A 24367-nucleotide genomic window follows, 5' to 3' on the forward strand; every position below is an offset into this window, starting at 1 on the left:
TGCAGTTCTGTCCCGGTGTGACCACTTTTTTCTGCTGGCCTTTTACCGTCCAGTCAGCCCCAATTTTGGGGTTAAGGTCGATATCAACTTCGTCTTCATAAAACACCGGATGGTCAACACTGCATTTCTCCAGCGCCTCACTTATCTGAGCGAGCTTTTCTTCCTTGTCAGGGTCTCGAATATTGAGGGTAGGTGCCGCCCTACGCCAGACGATCCCGATTTTCGGTAACCAACGCCTGACCGTAGAAGCCGCCACTGTACTTTGGAATACATCATTGAGCTGCATCGTTAAAAGCTCTGTACTCCAGCGGCTTCGCTGATAACCGAAATCCTGCGGGGAAAACTGAACCAGAATAGTCAGCATCGCACACATTTCGCTAACGGGAAGCGTTGGCGGTCTGCCAACAGGCAAAGCGTGCAGGGCATCCATACCACCTTGAGTAAACCAGTCAATCCACCTACCCACTGAGGAGCGGGCTGCACTGATAATACGGCAGACATCGACAATCGTTTTGCCTTCGTGGAGTTGCATGAGAGCAATAAGTCTGCGGGCATAATCCTTGTCCTTGGTAGTCTGTATCGCTTTTTTCATCCTACGACGTTCGCCACGAGGTATCGGTGCTATGATGGCCATCACTCAGTCCTTTTGTCGGTATGTTTCGGTTTGGCGATTGATCAGATCGCACAAAGCGGACTGAGTTTCTCTTATCTTTGAGATCTACTATTAGGAACAGCTATTTAGTGTGTGCGTCATAACGGAAAGTCACGGCATCATTGGTGTAAAGATAAACGGTTTCAAAATCCAATGAGTCGTGGCTGATGGAAGAAGCGAAGCCCGCTTTGGATACCAGATTAACGATGGTTTTATCCTGCGGTGCAGTAGGGAACTTTATTTCACCAACCCAATTACCGTTGTAAGTAGTAAAGGTGATATTAGTGTCGTTGTTTGGTAACTGCCCGTCGGGAAAATCGCTTGGCGTATAATTTCCTGCTAATACAGTAGCGGAGAAAAACGCCAAGCCAAGGCTCCCCACCATCCCTTTATATCTTTTTAACTGTTTAAGGTTCATCAGATTTCCTTTGTCGTTTTATTCTTTTATTCGTATCTCAGCCAGCCACTCCTTTAGCTGTCAGAAAGGGTATGGAAATCATCACCATAAATTTGTTTTTGAAGTGAGAAAAATTAGAATATCAATACTTTCCCACCACTAAAGTGGCAAAAAAATCCCGACATCCAAGGAGAAAATGTCGGGGGAGTGTTTTGCAGTTCACTGGAAGAAAGAACTGCATCAAATGGAGAATGTGTGCCTTCAGTAAACTCGAAAAACAGAAGACACTTGATCATGATTGCGCGACAGATAATCCTTCCGCGTCGAAGAAGGGCAGCTTGTTGGTATGAAACTGGAGACCCACGTTGTCGCCAGCTCTTACCTCGCTTTCCCCATCGGTGCGAACGGTTATGTTACCGAGCTCACCACAATCAACAACTACATAGATATCCGCACCAAGGTATTCAGTCACATCTACGATGCCCTGACAGTTACCTTCTTGCGGAGAAACCAGATTTATTGCCTCTGGTCGGATACCAAGCTGGGTTGCGAACGAGTATGTGGATAATCCCCGCCCTTGCCGCCTGCCAGCCCATATTCTCCCCCTTCTGTCACGCAGGGCATGATATTCATCTTAGGGCTGCCGATAAACTGCGCGACAAACAGGGTTCAGAAAAGCAAAAGGCCAGCAGAATGCTAGAGTCTGTTGACCTTTGGTGATGATTTTTGCAGCAGTTTGTGGGGTGAGATTAAAGCTTGCGACCGAGACGCTTTCCGATCTGTTTCTTTTCCCAATCTGGGCCAAAGAAGTTCAGGATTTCGAATGAGCTCAAAGCGTGGACAGTAATACCGATGCCCCAGCCCATCGCTGGCCACCATGCCCAAATGTAACCTGGACTGGTAAGGAAGTTGATCACAAACAGCAATCCTATCACCAGCACGTAGGTAGTCAGGTGGGAATAAAACCCTTTAATTTCTCGCACCTGATTAATCACACGTTCTTCTTCGGCGGTGTATTTCACTTCTTCTGTCATGTCGGGCTCCGGTTCTTTTTGAAGGCCTGAAACTTGGATGTCAAAGACAGCCGCCAGAGACTTCAGCGATTCCAGACCTGCTTTATCGCCACGTTCAATTCTCTGAATGGTGCGGACACTGAGACCGCTCATTTCAGAAAGTTGCTCTTGCGACCAGCCGCGCTGCAATCGTAATTTCCTGACAATCATCTTGTTTTTCCTTTTCGCTGTGAACGCTTCAAAATTTACAGAACCTTCCTTGTTGTCAGGAACGTCATTCACCCGACACATACATGACAGTACTTTTAAAACAGTAGGTTAGCGTGATCTTGTCGTTTATCAAATCGGGGCGTCATCGATGCGACAAACACCCGTCAGGAAGGAAATTCAGAGGAAAAAATTACACACTGCCATCGGTTTCAATCACCAACACCCGCGCTTCACCCAAAGGTTTGGCAACGTGTTCTGTGCCTTCAGAAGCGTAGAAAATATCTCCTGCCTGAAGCATCACAGACTTCTCGTCACCTTCTTCACGAAAATGCATTTCAACCATGCCGTTGAGCACCACAAAGACTTCCTGGCCTTCGTTGATGTGCCATTTGTAGGGTTTGTCGGTCCAGTGCAGTCTGGTGGTGATACCGTTCATATTAGCGATATCCATCGCTCCCCAGGTATTCTCCGCGGTGAACTTCGCGCTTCGAATCACTCTCATGATCACATCCTTGATAAGTTGAACAATACGAATTGGATGTCATGAGCATTGCGCTGAAATCTATACCAACTTGCGCAGAAAGCGGGATTTATCAAAGGAAAACTTGAAGAAAGGTATTGGCGTGTCCAGTCCTAAAATAGGTTGACACTTTTATTGTGAAGCCAGCAGATATTCCCTGCTGGCTTTTTTAGAAGGACACGAGTGAAGGCACTTTGGTTTGGAAAATCGTTTCCATTGGCACCTTGACGTTGATGGAGTAGCCAAGGTGGTCAATTTCCATCGAAACCGGCCTTTCTCCCTCTCCATGGGGAAGAATGCCTGTCATACCTGTCAGGTGACCGCTTACCACTGCCACGGTCACGCCATCAACGTTGTTGTTGGAAATAGATGTCGCGTCTTCGTAGTAGTAAAGAATCGTCTTGATTTTAACAATATGCGATTCAGGAATGGTCGCCACATACTTGCCGTGACGCACCAAATGCGAGAAGCCAGGTGCCTGTTTCACTTTCTGCAGACCAGCCTGCGTAGTTCGCACAAAGAGGTGACATTTGAACAGGGGCTCGTAAGCAACTCTTCGCTTATTGCCAGCCGTTTCCCAAAACCTGCGCTCAGGTAAATAGGCTTCATACCCTTGTGAAAGCAGATAATCGCGGAGAAGGTTTTCCTCGTTGAAATGGGTATAAACTGCATACCATCGATAGTAATGCAATTCGAATCTCTCCAATAAAATATAAAAGCCACGCCGACAATCATTCGAACGTGAAAACAATCAACTCAAACTTTTTGATGTTGGATCTCGCAGAGCAATAGAAGAGATTATTAGAGTAATTTGCCAACGCGAAATTGTGGGTTTGCCAACAAAACCCAGTGCTTTAAAACACACACCAAAATGCACAAAGTTGATGTGCGAATCATATCTTTTTTAAGAGCGACAAGAAAGCAGGAGTGGGCGCTAGCGTGAAGTGGTTGCAACTTATATCTACTGCTTCATGGCGTGGCTCGCACATCCTGATAAAACCGCTAAAGTTCGCTGGTAAAAGGACGAAGCTGCACTACAACCAAGCTAACCCTGAGTAGGGTTTTTCTTTGAGACTTTCTAGTCGGCTTTGCAAATTTCCGGAATGGATTTCGAGCTTGTGACCATCGGGGTCAAGAAGATACAAAGAGTGACCTTCATTTCGGTTCTCTTTCCATTCATTCACACCTTTTCTGCGTATAGATAAAGCAAACGCATTAAAGTCTTCACTCCCAATGCTAAACGCAATATGTGAGTAATCACTTTTCTCACAGAGCTCATCAATAGAGAGACAAAGCCAGAGTTCCTCCAATGAAAGGTAGGCGCCACGGCCCCACCTGACATGGCCTTTAAAGCCAAGTACATCGAGATAAAACGCCAGTGATGTATCCAAGTCAGACACTGCCAGCGTGATGTGGTTGAGCCCCTTTAACATGACTCAATCTACCAATTTTTTAGTGAGGAAGTGGAGCTGATGTTCATCACCAGGAACGGCATCTAGTGTCATTTGGTTTTGATAACCCAGAGATTCGTAAAATGGTCTGGCCTGAAAACTGAAGGTATCGACCATGGCAGATTTACACCCTTTGCCGACTGCTTCCGCTTCCATCTTCTGCATCAGGGTTTTGCCGATACCCTCCCCTTTCAGCGCAGGATCAATCCAGAGGAACAGGATGTGCATCCAGTTACCCCAGAAGCGCGAGACAATACCACCACGCCTTTGGCCGCTTTCATCAACAACAAAGACCGCCATTTGCATTTCATTCAGATGCTCGACGAAAGGGTCATTGAACGCCCGAAGCCCGCCACGCACGTCCATGATGTCCTGCTCTGTTGGGTTGGCAACAACCTGATATTCCATCACTTCTCCCTGAGCTCAATTCAGTGCTAGCTGATTGGTTGTGAATCTTCCTTTATCGCATTTTTCAGCTTTTTGATGCGGGATTCTTTATAGCCAAAGATACCGAACATCGCGATAGTAACAGCAATACAGGTATAAAGCTGAAGCTGGGAGTAGATAGTAAAGTTGGTCGCCAGAAAATACAGCATCAAAGCCATTAGTACGATTTGGATAACCCAGCGGGGCTTGTCATTAAAATCAAAAGTCTTGCTGTCTTCTTCGTAACGCACATGCACGCGCCCCACCAAAAAACCAAGATTGATTAGCAATCCATCGTTATCAGTCGCTGATTTAAAGTCGATGTGGTTCAGCGCCAGGTATTTTTCCAGACCTTTCAGATCCATTCAGAGATTCTCCCAAAAACATCTTGTCGAAAGCACACGCTTTCCATTTGCCCGATAATATCAGAAGAGCAGCGCGAGTCTGAATGCCGTGCGTCAGCCTCACCCAATTTGTTGTTACGAAGTGTGAGTCAAAATGAGAAAAGGCCACCTTTGCAGGTGGCCTTTGATTACGAGGTAAAGAGGTAAAAGCGAATAAACCAAAAAGCGATGTTTATTTTATTCACGTTTCTGTGATTGTTTGGTTTCCCAGTCAGCCGTGGAGACCCGCTTTTCGCATAATAAAGTCGTCAACACCAGTCGGGATAATCAAACCTACAACAGCTTCCATACACTCCTCATGTCGACCTTGGATGACTTCATCATATGCCAGAAATGAAAGGTGATTTGTGAATCTCGCCGAGAATTCAGCTTGCCAGTTCACTTTCCTTACTCTTTGAATATTTGGATATTATTGGGCTTTGCTTGACGACCAATCAGGCACAAAAAAGGCAGCGTATACGCTGCCTTTTAACATTCTATTTGGGGAGGAAGATACGATATATCGCGCCTTCTTCATCTCTCAGGCTGAGCGCCCGTTTGCCCGATATACGGTGGTTGGAAGCGTCTTCAAAGCTCCAATGGGTCGCTTTGGCACCGTCGCGTAATGCGATGCTAACCCCTAGGGCTTTGAGCTCTTCCAGACTGTCTGATTCTCTGACGATATCGCCGCTAAGTACATTCACCAGCTTCATACTGCATACCTCTCGTCGTTCAGGTTTTTCCGTAAACCCAATTCCGAGGCTAGCAGGCAAATGTGACGAATAATTGAATCAAAATTAGGACATCACATAACTTCGATGTACCACTAAGTTATTCCGTAAGTGCGAATACATGACAAGGAATTCTTCGATTCACCGTAAATTTCCAGTCACATCCACGTAAGACTTTTACAGCCTGTCATGCAATCGATCAAGCCGTCTTCTCGGAGATCTTTGTCGAAATGGACGTTTTGGTCTCGCTATTTTTGAAGCAGGCAGTCATATCACGCAGGTGCATATCTCTGGATCTTTTCAGGACCGAAAATATCCTAAGTGCGTCATTTTCCGAACTTTGTGTCACGCTATCTTTATTTTTGTGCAATAAATTTATAACAAATCACTCGTAACGTTCGGTGCGAAGTCCCACTGTACCGGTATTGCGAGCAGGTGTAGTGGGAGACTACACCAGAACCTAAGCTATCTAGATTTGTTTGGTTTTTTAGGCTCTCTACCCAAACAACAAATAAATCGGAAACAGGACGAAAGGGAAACAAGATGAACAGCATGAAACTGACTGTCATGGCTGCCAGCACCCTTCTGCTGGCTCAAACTGCCAACGCTGAAACACTCCGCTTACTCACCTGGGGTGGTTACGCACCACAGGAAGTCATTGACCAATTCCAAAAGGAAACCGGTATTGACGTTAAGGTCACCAAGTCTAACAACGAGGACATGATCTCAAAACTCCGCGCCACCCGAGGCGCAGGCTTTGATCTCGTCCAACCCAGCCAGGATCGCATCACAGGTGCGCAGCGCGACTTCAATATTTACCAACCAATCGATCTGTCAAAAATTGACACCAGTCTGCTAATCCCTTCCATGTTGGAAGCGACCAAAAACAATACCGGACTGGAGGGCGCGGTATATGGCGTTCCTCACATCTGGGGCACCAGCGGTCTGGTTGTCGATACCAAGAGTGCTTCGGGCATCAAAGATTATACGGACCTCTGTAATGATGCCTACAAGGGTAAGGTTTCCTACCGCCTGAAACGCCCAACTCTTATCGGCTTTGCATTCGCAATGGGTGAAGACCCATTTGCTGCCTACAGCGATCCTGCCAAGTATCAGGCGATTCTCGATAAAGTGCAGGCCAAACTGATCGAGTGCAAACCGAACGTGAAGGCCTATTGGTCAGGCGGCGATGAGCTGCTGAACCTTGTCAGATCCGGTGAAGTTGTGGGCGCGATGGCCTGGGATGCGGGCGGCTGGAAGGTGAACCGTGACAATGCCGACATCACCTTTGTGGCACCTGAATCAGGTGCGCTGGGTTGGATTGACACCTTCGCGATTCCGAGAAAGTCAAAAGCTGTCGATGCTGCTTACAAATGGATTAACTTCGTTAATCAGCCGGAAATTGCCGCCAAAATCACCGAATCTGCGGGTAATTTCACTGCTTCTAAAGGTGCAGACAATTTCGTAAATGATACGGCGAAAGCCCAGTTCCAGTCGAGCTTCCCTCAGGCTGATATCGACAATATCAAATGGTACCCAACCGTTCCTGCCGGTCTGGAGGAAATGGAAGGTCTGGTGCTGGATCGCGTGAAAGCAGCAAACTGATCACCTCAATGTACCCAGACGGTTTGCATCATGCAGGCCGTTTTTCTTCTTTTAAATTTCACAGGCGTTGTTTCTATGTCAGAAAACCCGATTCCCGATCTGGAATGCCGCTCCCTCAACAAGTCCTTCGGCAGCTTCACGGCAGTGTACAACATCAATGTCACCGTGCCCAAAGGCAGTTTCTTTTCTATCCTTGGCCCGTCTGGCTGCGGAAAAACCACCCTACTGAGAATGCTGGCCGGTTTTGAACAACCAACGTCGGGTGACATCATCATCAAAGGTAGCCGTGTTAACGACATTGCTCCCAACCGTCGTCCAGTGAACATGGTGTTCCAGCATCTGGCGCTGTTTCCCACCATGACGGTAGCTGAAAACATTGGTTATGGTCTTCGCCGCCGAAAAACACCGAAGAATGAAATAGACAGCAAGGTCGATGAAGTCCTCGCCAGAGTCGGGCTTTCCGGCAGTGGGCCAAAGCAAATATCCCAATTATCCGGTGGACAAAAACAGCGTATCGCCATTGCGCGCTGTCTGGTTCTCAACCCCGACGTACTGCTGCTTGATGAGCCTTTAGGCGCTCTGGATCTCAAACTCCGCGAGCAGATGAAAGTGGAGCTCAAGCACCTTCAGCAGGAATTCGGCACCACCTTTGTGTATATCACCCACGACCAGTCGGAAGCACTGGTAATGTCCGATCAAGTCGCCGTGATGAATAACGGTCGCTTCGAACAACTCGGTTCGCCACAGGATCTTTATTACTCCCCAGCCACCGCCTTTGTCGCCAAGTTTGTGGGTGAAAACAATCACCGCTCAGGTACAGTTGCAGACGTTAACGGGCAGACTGTCACCATCACGGGCCAATATGGCGAACGCTTGATGGCCAACGCCAACCAAACGATGAAGGTGGGCGATAACGTAGACGTCTTCGTCCGGCCGGAAGCCATCAGCATCGCGCTGCCCGATCAAAAACCACCACAGGCGGAAAACGGGTTTGGTGTGCAGGTAAAAGAAATCCTGTTTGACGGCTCACGCAGCCAGTTGGTGGTAGAAAGTGCCTCAAACCAAAATCTTTTTTCGGTGCAGTTGCCACAAACAGAAAGCTTTCGCACTATCCGCCCCGGCGATCCGCTGTTTATTCACTGGCAAGCAGCGGTTTCTCGCTGTCTGCCCGTCCAGAGTTAGGAGGGCACATGATAGAACGCGGAAACCGTCTGGCTCTCTACCTGCTGCTGACGCCATTCTTACTTTGGCTGACACTGCTGATCATTTTGCCTCACGTGCAGATGTTCAATATCTCTATTCACGATCGTGTAGTAGGTGGCGAAAAAGTCCTGAGCATGGATAACTACGCCACCTTCTTTACCGAACCTTTGTATTGGCGAACCTTTGCCCGAACCGCCATCATGTCGCTATTGGCCACCGCACTGACGCTGCTGATTGCCTTTCCAGTGGCATTTTACATCGCCAAAGTGTGTCAGGGTAAAACCAAAAGCCTGCTGTTTGTTGCCTGCCTGCTCCCTTTCTGGGTGAGTGAACTGGTGCGTTCCTATGGTTGGATGATCCTGCTTCGCGAGTCTGGCCTTGTCAGCGGTTTGCTTCAATATCTCGGGCTTGCAGATCAGCCTGTCGAGCTCCTCTACAATGACGCCACCATCATGCTGGGCTTGGTTTATACCTCCATGCTCTTTATGGTCGTGCCGCTTATTACTACGCTCGATAGTCTGGATAACAGTCTTATCGAAGCGGCTTATGACCTTGGCGGCAGCAGTTGGGATGTGTTGCGCGAAGTGATGATCCCCCATGCGATGAGCGGCATTGTTGCTGGCTGCATTGTGGTCTTTATGCTGACGCTGGGTAACTACCTGACGCCAACGCTCCTTGGCGGCAAAGACAGCCTGTGGTTTACCGAACAGATCTTCACCCAGTTCATCACCCGGTTTAACTGGGAGCAGGGTTCAGCGTTCGGCATTTTGCTGCTCGCACTCTCTTCAATGATGGTGTGGGGCGGGCTAAAAATAACCCGTCAGTCTTTCGTGAAAACCATGGGGTGAACCATGATTCCTTCATTGCCCACCAACCGGCCATTCTCACGCATTTATCAGGGATATATTGCTCTATTTTTTGTGTTCCTGATGTTGCCCCTTGTTGTTGTCGCCGTGTTTGCATTTAACGATAGTCTGTTTCCATCACTGCCTTGGAACGGCTTTACCCTTTCCTGGTTTTTTGGCGACAGCGAGCCAAAGGTAGGCATATTCAACGACAGGGAACTGACCGACGGTATTGGCGTCAGTTTGTTTGTCGCTATTGCCGTGACAGTCTGTTCACTTTTTCTGGCTACCACCAACGCCTTTCTGTTTGAGCGCTTTGACTTTCGCTTTAAAGGGTTTTGCTATGTGTTGCTGTTGTTACCGCTGGTGATCCCTGGCGTGATTTTAGGGGTATCGATCCTTTTGATGAGTAGCACCATCGCCAATGGCATCGAAGACAGTATTGGGTGGGATATTGAGTGGATGCGGCCAGGGTTAGTCTTGGTCGTGTTAGGCCAATTTGCGTTCATCACCACCATCTGTACTTTGGTGATTGCAGCGAGACTACGGAAATTCGATATCAGCCTGGAAGAGGCCGCTTTGAATTTGGGCGCCACCAAAATGGAAGCGGTGGTCACTATCACCCTGCCATTTTTAAAGCCCGCATTGATTGGGGCGGCGATCATTGCCTTTTTGATGTCCTTTGAAAACTTCAACACCACACTGATGTTAGTCGGCTCGGATGCACCGCTAACCATTGCCATGTTCGACCGCCTACGCGAAGGCTCGACGCCTGTCATCAATGCAGTGTCATTGCTTTTGATGGTCGCTTCGGGTCTTTTGGCACTCGCCAGCATCTGGTTTTCATCGAAGTCAGCAAAAACTGAATAGCCGGAGCAACAAGGTTTTGAAAACAAAAACAGCAGCTGTATATGGCTGCTGTTTTCAGTTTTGTGTGGCAACTAGGTGCGTCCGTAAACTCTCACACCCGCCGATGAGTTTTTCGACTCACCGAAAACTTCCAGCTTCTTCACACAACGTTTGTACGGCAGTTCGCGCCAGTCCGTGGTGTCATCTTCTTTGATATTTCGGTAAAAACGGAACGTTTTGGTGTCGCCGTTTTTAAATGTTGCCACCACCTTTCGCAAATACATGTCGCGGTCAGCTTTTACCTGAATAGCATCGACACAGCGACAAACCAGCAGTGGAATCGGTGCACCGTAATCAGTGTTTTCAAACACAATCGTGCGACCCAGCGTGATGTCGTCGTCTGCATGCACTGTTGCACTCGCACCCAATAAGCCCAAAGACAGACAAACCACAGAAAACCAGGATTTCATTTTCATCTTTCAATCTCTCAATATCGGCCCGTCGCCGAAGGACGCGGAGTGTAGCGCCCAACGGGAGATGAAAAGACAGGGGAGTGTTAATTTTTCAACAGTGAGAGTGTGGCTAACAGGATTGACGCAACGCGCCTACTTTTCGCTCCAGCAGTTTCCGGGAAGCGTCGTTTGGTGCTGTCTCAATCGCTTGCAGGTAAGCTTCACGAGCGCTACTGAACTCACCAAGCTTCTCCAGCACATGGGCGCGAGCCGCGTACCAGGGTTGATAGTTTTTTAGCTCGGCGGCCAGCTCATCCATTTTTTGTAAGGCGAGTTCAGGTTGACCGGTTTCGGCCATGGCCACAGACCAATTCAGCGCGACAACGGGTGTGGGTTCAAAGTGCCAAAGCGCTCTGTAGAGAAAGGCTATCTGCAGCCAGTCTGGTTTAGGTCGCATCATATGACAGTCCGTGATGGCGGCTTTGATTTGAAAAGGGCCAGATTGCCCACGCTCGATGGCGTTTTCAAGGATACTTCTCGCCTCTGTCACTGCATCACTTAACCAAAGCGTTTCGTTTTGCTCTTCGACTGGCACCAAAGCCCCCTCGGCATCGATTCTTGCAATCCGCCGGGCATCGGTAAGCAGCATCAAGGCAAGCGCACCCTCGATTTCCGGATCGTTCGGGCAAAGGTTGTGCAAAATACGCATCAGAAAAATGCCTTCTTCACATAGGTATCTCGGCCCCTTGTCTTCTGTGACATAGCCAGTGGTGAAAATCAGGTATATCGTGGACAGCACTGTGTCCAGCCTGTCCGTCCATATCCCTTTTTCGGGAACAGAAAAGCTGATGCCTTTGGATCGAATCTTCGCTTTGGCTCGGGACAAGCGCTGTCCCATTGTCTGCTCGTTATCGAGGAAGGCTGCTGCAATCTCTCGGGTCGTTAAATGGCAAACAGTACGCAGCGTCAACGCAACGCGGGACTTTTCCTCAAGCGCAGGATGGCAACAGGTGAAAATCAATCGCAGGCGTTCGTCAGGGAAGACTTCCGCAACATCTAAACCCGCTTGTTCTTGTGAGTCTTGGGCGACTAAATCGAGATCGTTTTTTCTCTGAGCTTCGCGTTGGGAGGAACGGATTTGATCTATCCCTTTGTTCAGCCCCACTTTCATCAGCCACGCAACCGGATCGCGCGGAATGCCTTCTTGGCTCCAATGCTTGAGAGCAGACATTGACGCTTCCTGCAGCGCATCTTCGCCCAATTGGAAATCACCGAGTCTGGCAATCAACCCAGACAAAATCCGCCCCCGATCGCGGCGTAATACCTCATCAATGAGATGACCTACCGCGATAGCTTTGGGGGCGGCGCTCTTCATCTGTCAGCTCTCTTGATCAAAGACCAACAAAGGCCGCACCTCAATGGTGCCAAAGTGGGCGACAGGTATCATCTCGGCATATTTCAAGGCTGCATCCAGATCCGCAACGTCCAGCACGTAATAGCCGCCTAAGTGCTCACGGGTTTCCGCAAAAGGACCATCCATAATTTCCACCTTGCCGGACTTTATCCGTAAAGACGTCGCTGTTTCGATATCTTGCAGCCCTTCACCACCCACCAGCACCCCATCTTTCTCATAGGCTTCACTGGTTGCGGCAAATGCGGCCATCATTTCATCGAATTCCGGCGTCCCGTATTGAGGCTCTTTATCCGGTGCAGCGTATAGCAGTAGCATGTATTTCATTTCCAAATTCCTTCTTTAATGATGGTTCTCGCTACAAGGACGATCCCAACCCGCAATTTTCGACATGTATGGGAAAAAAATTTTGTCACCTGCTGCTCAAAAGATTCGCTTAACTTCGGCATACTCACCGCTGGTGCGTAATATCACCATCACAGTATGGTCATTGCGATTACGGAAAAACCAGCCATGGTTGCCCGTGAATGCAGCCGTTAACACACCTTGATCTTCGATCGCCCCGCGACCCTTTTCATAGCTGACCGCATGACCATTTCCATCGCCATGTGCGTCAAAATTCACAGCTCCACCTTTGGCTTTCCATTCAAATATCGCTTGCTCTCCCTTATTCATCATCAGCTTCACTTCCGCCCCTTGTCCGGGTTTAAGTGCCAACAGCACCCGATCTTTCCAGACGGGTTTTTCGCCCTGAAACTCGGTGATAGCAGGTGTTTCTACTTCCTTGATATCTGACGTGACAATTAAGCTATTGGTGGCTTTATCTGCTGCTGCCTCTTGGGCTAACTGCGTTTTGATATCACCCATCTCTTTAAGCCCTAACACCCGGCCAATACCCGTTGGGTCAATGCCATACTCCGCAGGCAAAATCACTGTCACCAGCAAGAAGATCGCGATGACAAGCGCAATCAGCGTTGAGCGGATAAGCTGTTTCGACGTGGGTAATTCTGCGCGGGTGGGCATATCGGAGTTATACATGTTGAGTTCCTTCTCTTAATGCTGCGCCACAACGTAGCCCGTTAACTGATATCCGATCAGCATAAAACCCAGGCTCATCATCACAACATTGGCGGAGTATGCATGGCGATAGAAGTGGGTATGCCGACGCCAGAACCCCATCAGAATCAATATCGCGCCCAAAGCCAAGAGTTGACCAAGTTCAACGCCGATGTTGAAAGCTAATAGGTTGGGAACCAGTCCATCAGGTGAGATATCGTAATCAATGATTTTGGATGACAAACCAAAGCCGTGACAGAAGCCGAATAGCAAGGTGGCAAGTTTGGTATTCGGCTGGACGCCAAACCAGCGCTGAAAAGCACCGAGGTTATCCATGGCTTTGTACACCACAGACAAGCCAATAATCGCGTCAATGATGTAGCTGTTGATACCAATGTTGAAATAGACGCCCAGCAGCATTGTGGTTGAATGCCCCAAGGCAAACAGGCTGACATAAAGCGCTATGTGCTTTGGTCTGTAGAGAAAGAAGATAACGCCTAACAGGAAGAGGATGTGGTCGTAACCCGTCACCATATGCTTTGCACCGAGGTACATAAAAGCGAAGATATGTGTGCCTGTGATTTCCTGAATATAACCTTTGTCGCCTTCCGCGACGGCGTGCGCAAACGCCTCTGAGCTGCTGATAGCAGCCAAAAACAGCACCACTGTGCTGAACATGATTGAGAGCGGTTTTCTTTGCATAATTCTTCCGTGATTGTTCCGTTGAAAAAGCAATACGTCGTTTGCTGCCTCTTCGAGATGCCATTTAACCGAGGAGCTTAGCGTCTTCATTTACCAAATGGTCAAGAAAACAACAAAACAGTGAGATCGTCGTCATTACAGTTTTTGCGCTCTCAACAGTATTGAGGAAAACTTGACCACATTCTCTATTCTTTCAACGGGCTGGCTTCTTCCACACAAGATAGAGCACAAACAAACCGCCCAAGGCCGCTGTCACAATACCGACTGGCAGTTCCTGTGGTGCCAGAATGGTGCGGCTAACAAGATCACCAAGGGTTAAGATCACCGCGCCCCACAATGCAATGAGGGGCAACGCGCGCTTGTGGGTCATCCCTGAAAATGGGCGCACCAGATGAGGCACCATTAATCCCACAAAGCCAACCACACCGGTGAGTGCAACAATCGAAGCTGTACAAAAAGCGCAGCACAGGAATACTTCACTTTGCAGCCTGTGAACATTGATACCCAGCGAGTGGGACGTTTGCTCGCTGACAAGCAAGGTATCCAACTCCCGGTATCGCACCAGAATCAGAACCACCAAGCAGAGCACGCCCACAGCGGCAAAAATCAGGTTATCCCAACGGGCTAAACCCAGTCCGCCCATCGTCCAGAACAAAATTGAGCTCGCAGCACGTTGGTCACCAGAATAGATAAGAAAGCTGGTCACAGCACCAAACAAAAAGGAGATGGCTAATCCACACAGGACAATGTTGTTGTCGCCTTGCTTTTTCTGGAGGGAAAAGAGCATCAGCACCGCTGCGGCTGAGACGATTCCTCCTGCAAATGCAGCAATAGGCAGAGACCATATGCCAAGTGCATCACCAAGCTTGGTAATCACCAATACCGCCCCTGCCGACGCACCGGAAGACAAACCAAACAGGAAAGGATCCGCCAAATCATTGCGTGTGGTGGTTTGAAGCAGTGCACCCACCAAGGCTAAACCAGCGCCTGCAATCAGTGCGAGTATGGCTCTGGGTAACCTCAAATCCATTAGGATACGGCTTATCATACTGGCGTCGTCTTCGTTGAACGCGCCCAAGCCTATAAGCACCTGCTCCAAGGAAAGCGGCACAGTTCCAAACTGCAAACTCAACACAAAAGCAATCAGCATGGCACTGATTCCCAGTAGCCATGCTGCGCGATACTTGTTGATTCCTGCAATCAATCTAGTTGCTTTCTAGGTTATTGCGGATAGAAAGCCTTAGCGAGCTTTTCAATTGCCTGAATATTGGCGGGTCCCGGCGTTAACTGCTCATAACGCAGCTTCACATAGCGACCATCTTTCACCGCATTGGTATGTTTCATCAAAGGGTGTTGTTCAAGGAAGGTTTTCAATGAATCTGCGCCACTGGCGGTTTGATAATCTAAAAGGATAATCACATCAGGGTTTTCTGTCGCGACATGTTCCCATGACGTTCTGGCCCAGCTGGTTTCCATGCCATCAGTGACATTTTCCCCACCCGCCGCTTTGATCATTGCGCTAGGCATCGCGAATTTACCCGCGGTGAATGGCTTGTCTTCACCGGAATCAAACAGGAAGACCTTAGGCGCTTTATTTTCTGCGTTGCTTTGAGAAGTGACCGTTTTCATTTTGGCTTGCCAGGCTTCCACCAAAGCTGCCGCTTCATCCTGCTTGTCAAAAATCACACCCAGCTTTTCGATGTCATCGTAGAGCAACGCCATGCTGGCGCCTTGCTCCAGCTTGTTGGTGTGAATACAGCTTTCCGAGAGTACAAGGGTGTCAATGCCATAAGGCTTGAGGGTTTCCGGAGTCACTTCGCCACCGACTTTCATCCCGTAGTTCCAGCCGGCAAAGAAGAAGTCGGTTTTAGCCGCAATCAGGGTTTCCAGCGAAGGATACTTGGGTGCCAGTTCAGGAATGTCGCCCAGTGTTTTTTCAAAAGAAGGAGACATCTTGTACCAACCTGTAATGCCTGTCACACCCACCATGCTGTCTTCCAAGCCAAGTGCAAAAGCCATCTCCGTCATGTTGATGTCGTGAAACACAGCAGCATTCGGGCGCTTTTCAATTGTCAGTGGACTCCCACAGTTATCTACCGTGACCGGATATTCCGTGCTTTTGGCATTAGCGATTGCGATGGGAAAAAGGAAGAACAGCGTCGATGCGACTGACCACTTCATTGTGCAGCTCCTATTAATGGCATGGCTTAATGGGACGGTGCGGCTTCAAAATGATGCACCGTGTTGTTGATTTGGGGATGGCTGAGTGGAAATACACGAAGACCAAAAACGGGGGTAATGAATGCGTCCTGCAACACCTCGTTGGGGGACGCGCAGGTCACCATTTTCTGCCCGGACATCAAAATTACTTTGTCCGCAAAAGGCGCGACTAGAGGTAAATCATGCAGCACTGCAATCGACGCAATGCCGCGCTGTTTAATCAAGTCGAGCAGCTCAAGACGCGCCAATGGGTCAAGGTGATTGGTAGGCTCATCCAGAAGCAAAAGCTTGGGTTCCTGAGCAAATGCGCGGGCAATGCTGGCACGTTGTTTTTCACCCCCGGATAGAGAGCCGAACAGGCGATTTTCTTTGGCAGACAAACCTGTGTCATGAATGGCTTGTTTGACGGCACGTTGATGCTCTTTTTCAGTGCAGCAGAAGGTATGTGGCACCCGACCCAAACCGACATATTCACTCACACTCAACCTTGGGTCGACATGTTCATGCTGGGCAACCACCGCCACTCTTTTCGCCCGGTATAAGCGATTCAGATTTTCTTCAGCGCAGCCTTCAAGCCAGAGTTCACCCGCCACTTTCCGGTATTCACCTGTGATGGCTTTAAGCAAACTCGATTTCCCACTGCCATTAGGTCCGATAACAGCGATGCATTCGTTTGCGGAAACAGAAAACGTCACGTCAGACACCGCGCGCCAACCTGAGAGGCTATCAGCACAGAAGTCAGCCAATGAGAGTATGGGTTGATGAGTTCCTTTCATCATATGCCCGCGGATTAAATTGATATGTTATAACATAACATTTATATAAGTAGACTTGTCAATAGGCAGGAAAATGAGTCTTTCCGAGCGTCATAAAAGAGAGAATGGCAGCGCCCATTCCCAGAAAAGTTGAAAGGAACAAAGCCGCACAAAAGTACGTTGAGAAAAGAGTCTTTCAGGTTAGCTCATGGTAATGGTCGGCCATCCTTGCACCACCTGACCACCATGCGCGCAACCGTCTCCCATTCTCACCACGGCTTTTCCGTTAATTTTCACCAAAGAGGAGCCTTGCTTCAGGTCATCAGGCATACCTACACCGGTGCAAATTGCCTTGCCTCCGACCACTGCGACAGGAATACCATTGACCTTCACTAGCGATTGGCCAGCATCGATGATTGGACCTCCCACATGAGGAACTGGGCCGGGTTCTACCTTGGGGCAGACGTGCATATGGCCAAGTAAAGAAACAGGTTTACCCATAGCAATACCTCATTGATATAATTGAAGGTTTGGGTTCACATCAATGATCGCAAACCCTCTCGATGTATCCAAAACAACATCAATCAGTAAAGGTTGTTCAAGTTGCGCCACATGATCCCCAAGGCCGAGCCACCACTTCTTTATCGCTTCTCGGTAACCGGCTTGAAAATCTTGCCGTTGCCGATAACAACGAGCGTCCAATAATGCCCCTCCGGAAACTGCCAGTCGGTATTCAGAACGCGCAGAAAAGTCATGATACGGAAACAAATACAGCCTCGGTGTTACCTGGTCTGCGACATACGCATGAAGTACCTGAGCCATTCGGTCCGATAGGTTTGTCAGCCAGCACGATAGCACTTCATTTTGACTTTCTGGGTGAAGCAACCCTTTGGGCAGCATTGCCATTCCAACGCAATCTTTCCAACTCACTACGCCTAATTTGGGTAAGTAATCTTGGGGCTCGATGATGCAATCAGCCGTAAATCTCACCGCCCTTTTAGGTAGCCCCGAAAGACGGCGGTAACTCGTATTGTTCGAAAGCCCTGCTAACAAAATCTCACTTGAAACCGCCAGTGTCGCTGCCGGTTGCTGAAAATAATGACGCTGGAAAACATCGGGAAGATTTCCATATTCTGTCGCGATGATTGCTGTTGAACATTTGGCGATTTTTTCCAGCTGTTTCATCGAATCATTTCGTCAGGGATATTGAAAGCAGGCTCCTCAACCGAGTCATTCTCTACAATCTTTAACAGCAAATCTGTCAGCGACTCGGCAATTAAAACAAGGTAGTCACTGTCTTCAAAAGCTCCCCATGGCTTCAGATTGCTGAGAAAGTAGATAAAGCCAAATCGCTCGTCACAAAGATCCATCACTAAAAAATCACCGGAAATAGAATCCGCAATGATCAAACTTTCATCCGGGATTCTTCTGTCTTCACCATCATCAGAGTACATTTGGGTGACAACAAGTGCTGAGTCGGCAGCCAGGAATGCAGAGAGAAAAGATAGCGAAATTCCACTCAACTTGAGATGAACTCTTTCATCTTCGAAGCTACGCATCCCATAGCTTTTCATAAACCATCGATAATCCTTCGGTAGCTTACGATTCAGAAACGTTTCAAGCGCGACCAGCTCTTGCTCCATTGCACAATAAACGTCTTTCGTTTCACACTCTTCGGCTATTGGACTCCAAGAAATATCTTTACATAGCTGCTCAATCACATGATTGGAATCAGACACTGCTCCCACCCTGAGCCACGATCAATTCGGCTTCTTCATACGTCACCAGACTTTCAAGCCAGTCTTCGAAGCTATTGGCAATCAAGATGATGGAATCATTTCCCTTGTCTCCCCATGCATTCTGGGTAAACCGCCAATGCCACAAAGAGCCATAATGTTTCTCCGCCAAGTTCATCAGAAGGTAGCCATTGTCATCGGCCAAGCTGTCAGCAATGGGGATCATGGTGGGTGGGATCAACGCGGCATCCGTTTCCCAGAAATCAGGCAGTTCCTCGTTCAACTCAAACAGCGTATCTTCAATATCATCCACGTTGTAAATGAAGTTATGCGCCACAAAACCCGGCACACTGCGTTCACCTACATCCAACATATAAACGCAAAAGTTCTGTTCAAGGTCATTAAAACTACACGCGCCGTATTCTGTCAGAAAAGATTTGAACCCCTCTGGTAACACAACACCATGCTTGGCCTCAAAATCCGATATTGCTTCTTGAGAAGACAAACGGTCACCCAGGTCTTCCGTGCTAACTATTTCCTGCTTCCAAAACGACAACAGTTTCTCTTTGTTCATTTGCGTCTCCTTGTGAAACAGGTGTTGGTTGGCTGATTTCAGTTGGGTTCATATTGGACAATCTTTTCCAACAGCTCGGTGAATGAGTCAGCCAAAAGCACAAGTCCTTCGTAATTGTGTCCAGACCAGTCTTTTTCGCCTTGATAGCCATTCATGTACCAGACTTTCCCGTAGTTGTTCTCGGAGACATCAAGCAACAATAAGTCTCGGGAAATGGAGCTTTCCATCACCACTAAATTCGGTGGGATGCGGGCGTCACCATCATCATCGACATCGCTTGCCATCATGGTGAATGTCAATACATCAACGGCATCCCGAAACCAGTCTAAAAATTCCAGCGATATACCGTTCACTCTGACTTCAATTCTCTGATCCTCAATCAAGCGTCTCCCTACATTTCTGAGGAACCATCTGTAATCTTGGGGTAACTTGGTATTGAGAAATGCTTCCACTGCTAGCACTTGTTCTTCAGTCGAACAAAACAGCTCGGGTGTTTCCCCGTCCTCAGCATCAATAGGCTTCCAAACGATTTGCTGACTTAGTGTCTCAATGTTCGACGGCATATCTTTCCTCATTAATTCGTCGCTAGAACGCATCCGTGTCCATGATTGAACGGCTACCTGTGTGGCTTGCTTTGGAGTGTAGCTTGGAAGGGACATAACCCAGCGTACCATCTTCAAAATGGTGTAGAGTCCAATCTTTACCGGGAGCCGTGATCCCCTGTTGCTTCAACAATGCGCTGTCAGTTGCGACGTTGTTGCTCAAATCAGTAACTCTCACCCTGCCATGAACGTGTTTGTCCTTAAATACAGGAAAACCATCCTGATAATCGATTGATTTAACCTGACCACCAGGCGGGTTTGGAAGGTCCACAGGTTTGTTAAACGTCAGTTTCCCTGAGCCAAAATTCGGGCTTTTCGGGTCATTGGCACCGGGTGGATTCCATGTTCCTTTTCGGTTAGATGGCATTTTGTGTTTGCGCTTAAATTGCTCGCATTTTTTGCACTTAAAGGCCCTTTTACGCGCATCAATCATTTGAGCTCTGGCTTTTCTCAGCGCTTGCATCCTAGCTTTCATCACCTGTGTAGCGGACAAGACGCTTTCATAAGACTTGGTCATCGAGGCGACATTGTCGAACTTCTTAAACATCAGCCCGACCAGTCCCTGAACCTTGCTCCCATATTTGGCAAACTTAGCAGGCTTTGCCAGTGCATCCCCCGCATAAGGGATCATAGAAACTAATGACAAACCGGCTCCGAGCCAGTCCCCTTTTGCCGCCGAAATGACGGCAGAAATCCCATCACTTGCCGGTGTCGGGTCAAAAATCCCTGTGATATCTGTGATGATCTGCGGGTTGTTTTTGGCAATCTCTCCCGCTTCTTCCCATAGCTTTTTGTCTCTGGCTTCTTCTAACAAACGCGTATATTCGTTACTCATGACGCCCCCTCACCCTCAGGCCACCAATCCTTGTATTTTTCTGCGCCAGCACGTATCCAGACTTCCTCAAAGTCATCAGACAGCAGCGTATCGAACTTTTCTTCTGTGCTGGATGATTGGGATAACACCTGATGTATGGAGGGTTGTAGATGAAACTGGGGGTTGATCGTCCACATCAGGTTAATGAAAAGCCGCATATGGATAAGGTCCAGAACTTTGTAAGTAAAACAGTGCCCTATGCCCTGATTAACCATGGCTCGGACAAACCCTTTTGGATAGAAGCGCACCGTTTCGACTTCTTCATACTCCAGGTATTCAATCAAGTCATCGATCAGTTCGTCGCGATGGGCGAACAACGGATACTGAAGCTGCTCCTCGGTGAAAAACCAAGGTAGAGACGGGTCATGTTCTTCGGTTTTTAATCCCGGAAGTGGGTAAATGCCTGAATCTTCAATGTTGCCAGATACCGACCAGTTCATGGTCGCGTCCGCATTCAGCGTGTACGTGAAGAAGCCCTCTTCCCCTTCCTCAGCGTAAACACTGTTCATGGCGCTGAAAAACTCACGTCGCTGTCCTTCTGAAAACACAGGTAAATAACGGTTCAGCGTATTGGCATCGTAAAACCGGAAATAAACCAACTCCCCACTCGGCTCGACGACCTCTTTGACCCTTTGAAGTTTGGTGAAGAGGCTGTCTACCCCCTGATTGCTAACAAAGTACAGTGCCTGCTGTTTGCCAAAGGTTTCTTTGAGTAGCCAGTCAAAAAGCGGCTCTCCATGAAGAATTTCAGCTATCCAGGGAGATTCTTCCTGAAATTCTTCTAAATCTTCCCCGACAAACAGGCAACGATGACGCGTCGACATGCCCTGAACCGCGGCGATGAGCTGCTCGTTGTGTGAAGGGTCGAGAAGGACATAAAGGCGACATTCTTCACTTTGATTTTTGGCTTTGAGTAAGGATGCGCTGAGGGTTTCTGTTACTGTCATTACCCTTTCCCCTTGGTGCATTTTTCTTTAAATGGCTTGTCCTCTTTGTCGCCACCGCCCGCACTCGAAAAATCAATTGCGTTGCCTTTGATTTTGACTTGATTGCCCTTAATCAAAATGCCGGATGCATCCATTTCAATCATGGCACCCTTTGTACTGAGCACGATTTTCTCCGCTTGAACGACGTATTTCTTGGTGTTGGAGTGAATCGATTTACCCGCAACTATGGATTTAATCGTCCCAACTTGCTCTGCGCTAACCAACGCGACCGATTCATTTTTTGCCCCTCCGACGGTCACTTGATACGCACCGCCCACCGTAAGTGTGCTGGCTATCCCGACCGTTTCAGTCAAGAAGCGGTTGACCTTGATGTGTTGATCATTGCCGACACTGATCTTCTGGGTATCACCGATTTTTACCGTTTCGTTATTCTTAACGTCCCTTTGCCTGTCATTACCAACAATGTCACCTTCGTTGTTTTCGATAACACGATTAACATCCTTCTGAGCATGGACATAAATCTCTTCTTTGCCTGACTCATCTTCGAAGCGCAGCTCGTTAAAGCCATCACCTTTGTGGGTTTGCGTCCGCAACACAGTCTGTGTTTTATGTGCTGGCAATGACTGTGGAACAAGGTTGGCAGCGTGATAGGTTCTTCCCGTTACAATCGGCTGGTCCGGGTCTCCTTCTAGAAAACTGACAATCACTTCGTGACCGATCCTCGGTACACTCACAGCGCCATAGCTCGCCCCTGCCCAACCCTGTGCCACACGCACCCAGCAACTGGAGTTTTCGTTCCATTCCCCCACTCGGTCCCAAGGAAACTGGACTTTGACCCGCCCATGTTCATCACAGAAGATTTCTTCATTGGCTGGCCCCACGACAATCGCAATTTGAGGACCATCAACACGGGGTTTGATATTCGGCATCGGACGCCAGGTTCTGGTTGCCGGAATCACCAAAGCCTCGTTGTTGTAGGTCGTTTGGCCTTCGCCCCCCGATTCCTGTGCTGCCTGAGGCTGGGTACCTATATGAATAACCCTGACACCAAGCCATTCCATGTTGACGTCAGACGCTTCTTCAGGCCCTTCAACCGTCATTTTCAGACCCGGTGAGATGGCGGGAATATTGCTTAGCAAAGAAGCGGACAGACTTTCGCGCCTCAGAGATTCAAGCCGGAACTGAGTGAAAGGTTTCCCCGAACCGTCGTCTTTAAACCGTCCGGGATAGTCGTAGTGTTCATAACTCGCCCGCTGAAAGCTGAGATCTGTCCCTGTGTGGCTGTGCACCAACCCATAGTCGGGTTTTTTAAAACTGTAATCTTTGAGAGTTGCACTGGACGCCCCCATTTCGCTGGAGGGTTTGAAGCTACGGATATAGGGATATTCAGCCACGCCGCCAATGTTTGGCTCGTAAGTCAGTGGGGTAGATATAGCAGATAGTACGGAGCTGTCGTCCGCAAACACCAGAGAATGCTTACCGCCTGATTGCTCAAAGAAGTAAAACATGCCCTCTTCAGCTGCCAAGCGTTCGACAAAATCTAAATCAGACTCTCGATATTGAACACAATACTCGCGGGTAGCGGGCGTGTGTGTCAGTGAGAATGCGAAATCATCAACGCCCATCTCCTCCAGCAGCGTAGAGATGATTTGAACGGCATCTGCACTTTGGAAGATCCTGCTATTCTGGCGCAAGCTCAACCGCTTCAGCGCAGGAACCAGCTCCAGAAAGTAGTAGGTTTGCGAATGACCGGTGTCCCCGCGGGTAAAACGGCTGACGATGCCATGGAATTGCCGGTACAGCACACCGTCTTTCCATACGCAAAGTAAGCCGTCTTTGTCTACCAGTTGGTCAGGCGAAACGCCTGCTTCACGGCTTACCAGCTCAACTTTTGCCACGAAGGGCGTCGAAAGCCCCTCCTCAACGGAAAAGCCAAGAACACCAAACAATGAAAGATCCAGACTGCTGGTCTGAAAAGTGAACTGTAGCCCTGTCGCGTTCGCCATCGTTAAACCATCCCTAGACGCTTGTGCGGTATCTGTTCGATGGATAACGGGTAAGCATCAACTGAGTAGACGCTTACCCAGTTTTTTTACCCTTCGATTGGCGCTCTCCAGTCGTCGGCACCTGATGTGCCTGCGACGGTATGTTCCCAATCGATTTTTCGGTAAGCCACGGACACGGTCACTAGCTGAGTAAACTCTTTTTTCTCTAAGTCCTGACAGTGCGGCATATTGCAGTCAATATCGATGATGGTGCCGTCTGTCAAAATGGTCGAGAAAAAGTGTTCCTGCTTACCTTCTACTGATGTCCTGTACCACTTGAGTTCAATCTTCGGCAGCATTTCACCCGATGACAACGCGTTATACATGAGGGGAACCGCTTTATTCAGCGCCACGGTGAACTTGAATGGTTTGTGGACACGTTGACCTGACGGCTGACCACTTTGTGGGTCGGTGGGAACGGTCACGATGTGATCAAATGCCTGAACCAGCATTTCATCTTCATGACCTTCAACATAGATGTTACCGACAGAATCGGCGGTAAATGCACCGGCAGTGATATTGCCTTGGGTTTGACCTTCAATCGCGATATAGCATGGAGTTGGCATTACGTATTCCTTCTGCAGCGAGTGTATGTATCGACCAATACACACAAGCAACACATATGCCAATTAGGTTTTTTCAGATAAACAGACACTTGAGAATTTCAACCAAATACCCGGGCAAAAAACCGCTCAAAATTTACGCAAT

At 48.5% G+C, this 24367-nt stretch carries 32 protein-coding genes; 4 read left to right on the top strand and 28 right to left on the bottom strand.

Features of this window, described 5'->3' with window-relative positions; all coding sequences use genetic code 11:
• The 11 genes from GMA8713_RS18685 to GMA8713_RS18730 all read right to left on the bottom strand — a co-directional run.
• Window positions 1-634, bottom strand: a 634-nt coding sequence (locus tag GMA8713_RS18685) for an IS630 family transposase (protein ID WP_157515677.1), incomplete at its 3' end; no start/stop codon positions are given.
• A gap of 100 nt (window positions 635-734) precedes the next feature.
• Window positions 735-1070: a hypothetical protein gene (locus GMA8713_RS18690; RefSeq protein ID WP_062713090.1), complete on the bottom strand. Its 336-nt coding sequence runs from the start codon at window positions 1068-1070 to the stop codon at window positions 735-737.
• A 271-nt stretch (window positions 1071-1341) separates the two neighbouring features.
• On the bottom strand, window positions 1342-1668 hold the full coding sequence (locus tag GMA8713_RS28530) for a TOBE domain-containing protein (RefSeq protein ID WP_306456060.1): 327 nt from the start codon (window positions 1666-1668) through the stop codon (window positions 1342-1344).
• Between the two features lie 130 nt (window positions 1669-1798).
• Window positions 1799-2272, bottom strand: coding sequence for a 2TM domain-containing protein (locus tag GMA8713_RS18700; RefSeq protein WP_062713094.1), 474 nt, complete (start codon window positions 2270-2272; stop codon window positions 1799-1801).
• A gap of 190 nt (window positions 2273-2462) precedes the next feature.
• Window positions 2463-2774: a cupin domain-containing protein gene (locus GMA8713_RS18705; protein ID WP_062713096.1), complete on the bottom strand. Its 312-nt coding sequence runs from the start codon at window positions 2772-2774 to the stop codon at window positions 2463-2465.
• Window positions 2775-2961: 187 nt separating this feature from the next.
• Entirely contained in the window at window positions 2962-3483 is a 522-nt protein-coding gene (locus GMA8713_RS18710) for a transcription termination/antitermination NusG family protein (protein WP_084387777.1), read from the bottom strand.
• 343 nt (window positions 3484-3826) lie between these two features.
• Window positions 3827-4225 (bottom strand): fosfomycin resistance glutathione transferase, encoded by a 399-nt coding sequence (gene fos, locus GMA8713_RS18715; protein WP_062713101.1) that lies wholly within the window; start codon window positions 4223-4225, stop codon window positions 3827-3829.
• 3 nt (window positions 4226-4228) lie between these two features.
• Window positions 4229-4651: a GNAT family N-acetyltransferase gene (locus GMA8713_RS18720; protein ID WP_062713102.1), complete on the bottom strand. Its 423-nt coding sequence runs from the start codon at window positions 4649-4651 to the stop codon at window positions 4229-4231.
• Window positions 4652-4677: 26 nt separating this feature from the next.
• A complete protein-coding gene (locus GMA8713_RS18725) occupies window positions 4678-5034 on the bottom strand; it encodes a hypothetical protein (RefSeq protein WP_062713105.1) in 357 nt (118 codons plus the stop codon).
• Between the two features lie 250 nt (window positions 5035-5284).
• Window positions 5285-5455, bottom strand: coding sequence for a hypothetical protein (locus GMA8713_RS27420; protein WP_157515679.1), 171 nt, complete (start codon window positions 5453-5455; stop codon window positions 5285-5287).
• Between the two features lie 94 nt (window positions 5456-5549).
• The gene (locus GMA8713_RS18730; protein ID WP_062713107.1) at window positions 5550-5765 is read right to left on the bottom strand and encodes a hypothetical protein; all 216 of its coding nucleotides are present in this window, start codon (window positions 5763-5765) and stop codon (window positions 5550-5552) included.
• 561 nt (window positions 5766-6326) lie between these two features.
• Here GMA8713_RS18730 and GMA8713_RS18735 point away from each other — a divergent pair.
• The 4 genes from GMA8713_RS18735 (at window position 6327) to GMA8713_RS18750 (ending at window position 10306) form a co-directional block, all read left to right on the top strand.
• Window positions 6327-7388, top strand: coding sequence for an extracellular solute-binding protein (locus GMA8713_RS18735; protein WP_062713109.1), 1062 nt, complete (start codon window positions 6327-6329; stop codon window positions 7386-7388).
• A 75-nt stretch (window positions 7389-7463) separates the two neighbouring features.
• Entirely contained in the window at window positions 7464-8570 is a 1107-nt protein-coding gene (locus GMA8713_RS18740; RefSeq protein ID WP_062713111.1) for an ABC transporter ATP-binding protein, read from the top strand.
• A gap of 8 nt (window positions 8571-8578) precedes the next feature.
• Window positions 8579-9439, top strand: coding sequence for an ABC transporter permease (locus GMA8713_RS18745; protein ID WP_062713113.1), 861 nt, complete (start codon window positions 8579-8581; stop codon window positions 9437-9439).
• A gap of 3 nt (window positions 9440-9442) precedes the next feature.
• The gene (locus GMA8713_RS18750) at window positions 9443-10306 is read left to right on the top strand and encodes an ABC transporter permease (protein WP_062713115.1); all 864 of its coding nucleotides are present in this window, start codon (window positions 9443-9445) and stop codon (window positions 10304-10306) included.
• Between the two features lie 71 nt (window positions 10307-10377).
• Here the strand turns inward: GMA8713_RS18750 and GMA8713_RS18755 are convergent, their stop codons facing one another.
• From GMA8713_RS18755 to GMA8713_RS18835, 17 genes are all read right to left on the bottom strand, one after another.
• The gene (locus GMA8713_RS18755) at window positions 10378-10761 is read right to left on the bottom strand and encodes a DUF2541 family protein (RefSeq protein WP_062713123.1); all 384 of its coding nucleotides are present in this window, start codon (window positions 10759-10761) and stop codon (window positions 10378-10380) included.
• A 106-nt stretch (window positions 10762-10867) separates the two neighbouring features.
• On the bottom strand, window positions 10868-12112 hold the full coding sequence (locus GMA8713_RS18760; RefSeq protein ID WP_062713125.1) for an RNA polymerase sigma factor: 1245 nt from the start codon (window positions 12110-12112) through the stop codon (window positions 10868-10870).
• Between the two features lie 3 nt (window positions 12113-12115).
• Window positions 12116-12475, bottom strand: a complete 360-nt coding sequence (locus GMA8713_RS18765; RefSeq protein WP_002540669.1) for a YciI family protein — start codon at window positions 12473-12475, stop codon at window positions 12116-12118.
• A 96-nt stretch (window positions 12476-12571) separates the two neighbouring features.
• Window positions 12572-13186 carry a hypothetical protein gene (locus GMA8713_RS18770; RefSeq protein WP_062713127.1) on the bottom strand — a complete coding sequence of 205 codons (615 nt, stop codon included), beginning with the start codon at window positions 13184-13186 and terminating at the stop codon, window positions 12572-12574.
• A gap of 15 nt (window positions 13187-13201) precedes the next feature.
• A complete protein-coding gene (locus GMA8713_RS18775; protein ID WP_062713129.1) occupies window positions 13202-13906 on the bottom strand; it encodes a HupE/UreJ family protein in 705 nt (234 codons plus the stop codon).
• A gap of 193 nt (window positions 13907-14099) precedes the next feature.
• The gene (locus GMA8713_RS18780; protein WP_062713131.1) at window positions 14100-15056 is read right to left on the bottom strand and encodes a FecCD family ABC transporter permease; all 957 of its coding nucleotides are present in this window, start codon (window positions 15054-15056) and stop codon (window positions 14100-14102) included.
• Window positions 15057-15127: 71 nt separating this feature from the next.
• Complete coding sequence (locus GMA8713_RS18785; protein ID WP_062713133.1) at window positions 15128-16087, bottom strand: ABC transporter substrate-binding protein; 960 nt, start codon at window positions 16085-16087, stop codon at window positions 15128-15130.
• Between the two features lie 26 nt (window positions 16088-16113).
• Window positions 16114-16902: an ABC transporter ATP-binding protein gene (locus tag GMA8713_RS18790; protein ID WP_157515686.1), complete on the bottom strand. Its 789-nt coding sequence runs from the start codon at window positions 16900-16902 to the stop codon at window positions 16114-16116.
• A gap of 180 nt (window positions 16903-17082) precedes the next feature.
• Entirely contained in the window at window positions 17083-17382 is a 300-nt protein-coding gene (locus GMA8713_RS18795) for a PAAR domain-containing protein (RefSeq protein WP_002540662.1), read from the bottom strand.
• A 9-nt stretch (window positions 17383-17391) separates the two neighbouring features.
• The gene (locus tag GMA8713_RS18800; protein ID WP_039850300.1) at window positions 17392-18066 is read right to left on the bottom strand and encodes a hypothetical protein; all 675 of its coding nucleotides are present in this window, start codon (window positions 18064-18066) and stop codon (window positions 17392-17394) included.
• Entirely contained in the window at window positions 18063-18620 is a 558-nt protein-coding gene (locus tag GMA8713_RS18805) for an SMI1/KNR4 family protein (protein WP_232314488.1), read from the bottom strand. Before GMA8713_RS18805 ends, GMA8713_RS18800 begins: the two co-directional genes overlap by 4 nt.
• Window positions 18613-19191 carry an SMI1/KNR4 family protein gene (locus GMA8713_RS18810; protein WP_062713136.1) on the bottom strand — a complete coding sequence of 193 codons (579 nt, stop codon included), beginning with the start codon at window positions 19189-19191 and terminating at the stop codon, window positions 18613-18615. Before GMA8713_RS18810 ends, GMA8713_RS18805 begins: the two co-directional genes overlap by 8 nt.
• A 38-nt stretch (window positions 19192-19229) precedes the next feature.
• Window positions 19230-19754, bottom strand: coding sequence for an SMI1/KNR4 family protein (locus GMA8713_RS18815; protein ID WP_062713138.1), 525 nt, complete (start codon window positions 19752-19754; stop codon window positions 19230-19232).
• Window positions 19755-19776: 22 nt separating this feature from the next.
• A complete protein-coding gene (locus GMA8713_RS18820; protein ID WP_002540656.1) occupies window positions 19777-20628 on the bottom strand; it encodes an HNH endonuclease in 852 nt (283 codons plus the stop codon).
• Entirely contained in the window at window positions 20625-21614 is a 990-nt protein-coding gene (locus GMA8713_RS18825) for a DUF4123 domain-containing protein (protein ID WP_062713140.1), read from the bottom strand. The genes GMA8713_RS18820 and GMA8713_RS18825 overlap by 4 nt, the downstream gene beginning before the upstream one ends.
• A complete protein-coding gene (locus GMA8713_RS18830; RefSeq protein ID WP_002540654.1) occupies window positions 21614-23620 on the bottom strand; it encodes a type VI secretion system Vgr family protein in 2007 nt (668 codons plus the stop codon). Before GMA8713_RS18830 ends, GMA8713_RS18825 begins: the two co-directional genes overlap by 1 nt.
• 86 nt (window positions 23621-23706) lie before the next feature.
• Window positions 23707-24225, bottom strand: a complete 519-nt coding sequence (locus GMA8713_RS18835) for an Hcp family type VI secretion system effector (protein WP_002540653.1) — start codon at window positions 24223-24225, stop codon at window positions 23707-23709.
• Window positions 24226-24367 lie beyond the last annotated feature (142 nt).

It is taken from the genome of Grimontia marina, assembly GCF_900060185.1.
GTDB lineage: Bacteria > Pseudomonadota > Gammaproteobacteria > Enterobacterales > Vibrionaceae > Enterovibrio > Enterovibrio marinus.

Excerpts from the sequence above, each read along its gene's own strand:
- GMA8713_RS18690 (WP_062713090.1), bottom strand. The coding sequence starts at position 1,070 with ATGAACCTTAAACAGTTAAAAAGATATAAAGGGATGGTGGGGAGCCTT.
- GMA8713_RS18700 (WP_062713094.1), bottom strand. The coding sequence starts at position 2,272 with ATGATTGTCAGGAAATTACGATTGCAGCGCGGCTGGTCGCAAGAGCAA.
- GMA8713_RS18705 (WP_062713096.1), bottom strand. The coding sequence starts at position 2,774 with ATGAGAGTGATTCGAAGCGCGAAGTTCACCGCGGAGAATACCTGGGGA.
- fos (WP_062713101.1), bottom strand. The coding sequence starts at position 4,225 with ATGTTAAAGGGGCTCAACCACATCACGCTGGCAGTGTCTGACTTGGAT.
- GMA8713_RS18720 (WP_062713102.1), bottom strand. The coding sequence starts at position 4,651 with ATGGAATATCAGGTTGTTGCCAACCCAACAGAGCAGGACATCATGGAC.
- GMA8713_RS18725 (WP_062713105.1), bottom strand. The coding sequence starts at position 5,034 with ATGGATCTGAAAGGTCTGGAAAAATACCTGGCGCTGAACCACATCGAC.
- GMA8713_RS18730 (WP_062713107.1), bottom strand. The coding sequence starts at position 5,765 with ATGAAGCTGGTGAATGTACTTAGCGGCGATATCGTCAGAGAATCAGAC.
- GMA8713_RS18735 (WP_062713109.1), top strand. The coding sequence starts at position 6,327 with ATGAACAGCATGAAACTGACTGTCATGGCTGCCAGCACCCTTCTGCTG.
- GMA8713_RS18740 (WP_062713111.1), top strand. The coding sequence starts at position 7,464 with ATGTCAGAAAACCCGATTCCCGATCTGGAATGCCGCTCCCTCAACAAG.
- GMA8713_RS18745 (WP_062713113.1), top strand. The coding sequence starts at position 8,579 with ATGATAGAACGCGGAAACCGTCTGGCTCTCTACCTGCTGCTGACGCCA.
- GMA8713_RS18750 (WP_062713115.1), top strand. The coding sequence starts at position 9,443 with ATGATTCCTTCATTGCCCACCAACCGGCCATTCTCACGCATTTATCAG.
- GMA8713_RS18755 (WP_062713123.1), bottom strand. The coding sequence starts at position 10,761 with ATGAAAATGAAATCCTGGTTTTCTGTGGTTTGTCTGTCTTTGGGCTTA.
- GMA8713_RS18760 (WP_062713125.1), bottom strand. The coding sequence starts at position 12,112 with ATGAAGAGCGCCGCCCCCAAAGCTATCGCGGTAGGTCATCTCATTGAT.
- GMA8713_RS18765 (WP_002540669.1), bottom strand. The coding sequence starts at position 12,475 with ATGAAATACATGCTACTGCTATACGCTGCACCGGATAAAGAGCCTCAA.
- GMA8713_RS18770 (WP_062713127.1), bottom strand. The coding sequence starts at position 13,186 with ATGTATAACTCCGATATGCCCACCCGCGCAGAATTACCCACGTCGAAA.
- GMA8713_RS18775 (WP_062713129.1), bottom strand. The coding sequence starts at position 13,906 with ATGCAAAGAAAACCGCTCTCAATCATGTTCAGCACAGTGGTGCTGTTT.
- GMA8713_RS18780 (WP_062713131.1), bottom strand. The coding sequence starts at position 15,056 with ATGCTGATTGCTTTTGTGTTGAGTTTGCAGTTTGGAACTGTGCCGCTT.
- GMA8713_RS18785 (WP_062713133.1), bottom strand. The coding sequence starts at position 16,087 with ATGAAGTGGTCAGTCGCATCGACGCTGTTCTTCCTTTTTCCCATCGCA.
- GMA8713_RS18790 (WP_157515686.1), bottom strand. The coding sequence starts at position 16,902 with ATGAAAGGAACTCATCAACCCATACTCTCATTGGCTGACTTCTGTGCT.
- GMA8713_RS18795 (WP_002540662.1), bottom strand. The coding sequence starts at position 17,382 with ATGGGTAAACCTGTTTCTTTACTTGGCCATATGCACGTCTGCCCCAAG.
- GMA8713_RS18800 (WP_039850300.1), bottom strand. The coding sequence starts at position 18,066 with ATGAAACAGCTGGAAAAAATCGCCAAATGTTCAACAGCAATCATCGCG.
- GMA8713_RS18810 (WP_062713136.1), bottom strand. The coding sequence starts at position 19,191 with ATGAACAAAGAGAAACTGTTGTCGTTTTGGAAGCAGGAAATAGTTAGC.
- GMA8713_RS18815 (WP_062713138.1), bottom strand. The coding sequence starts at position 19,754 with ATGCCGTCGAACATTGAGACACTAAGTCAGCAAATCGTTTGGAAGCCT.
- GMA8713_RS18820 (WP_002540656.1), bottom strand. The coding sequence starts at position 20,628 with ATGAGTAACGAATATACGCGTTTGTTAGAAGAAGCCAGAGACAAAAAG.
- GMA8713_RS18825 (WP_062713140.1), bottom strand. The coding sequence starts at position 21,614 with ATGACAGTAACAGAAACCCTCAGCGCATCCTTACTCAAAGCCAAAAAT.
- GMA8713_RS18830 (WP_002540654.1), bottom strand. The coding sequence starts at position 23,620 with ATGGCGAACGCGACAGGGCTACAGTTCACTTTTCAGACCAGCAGTCTG.
- GMA8713_RS18835 (WP_002540653.1), bottom strand. The coding sequence starts at position 24,225 with ATGCCAACTCCATGCTATATCGCGATTGAAGGTCAAACCCAAGGCAAT.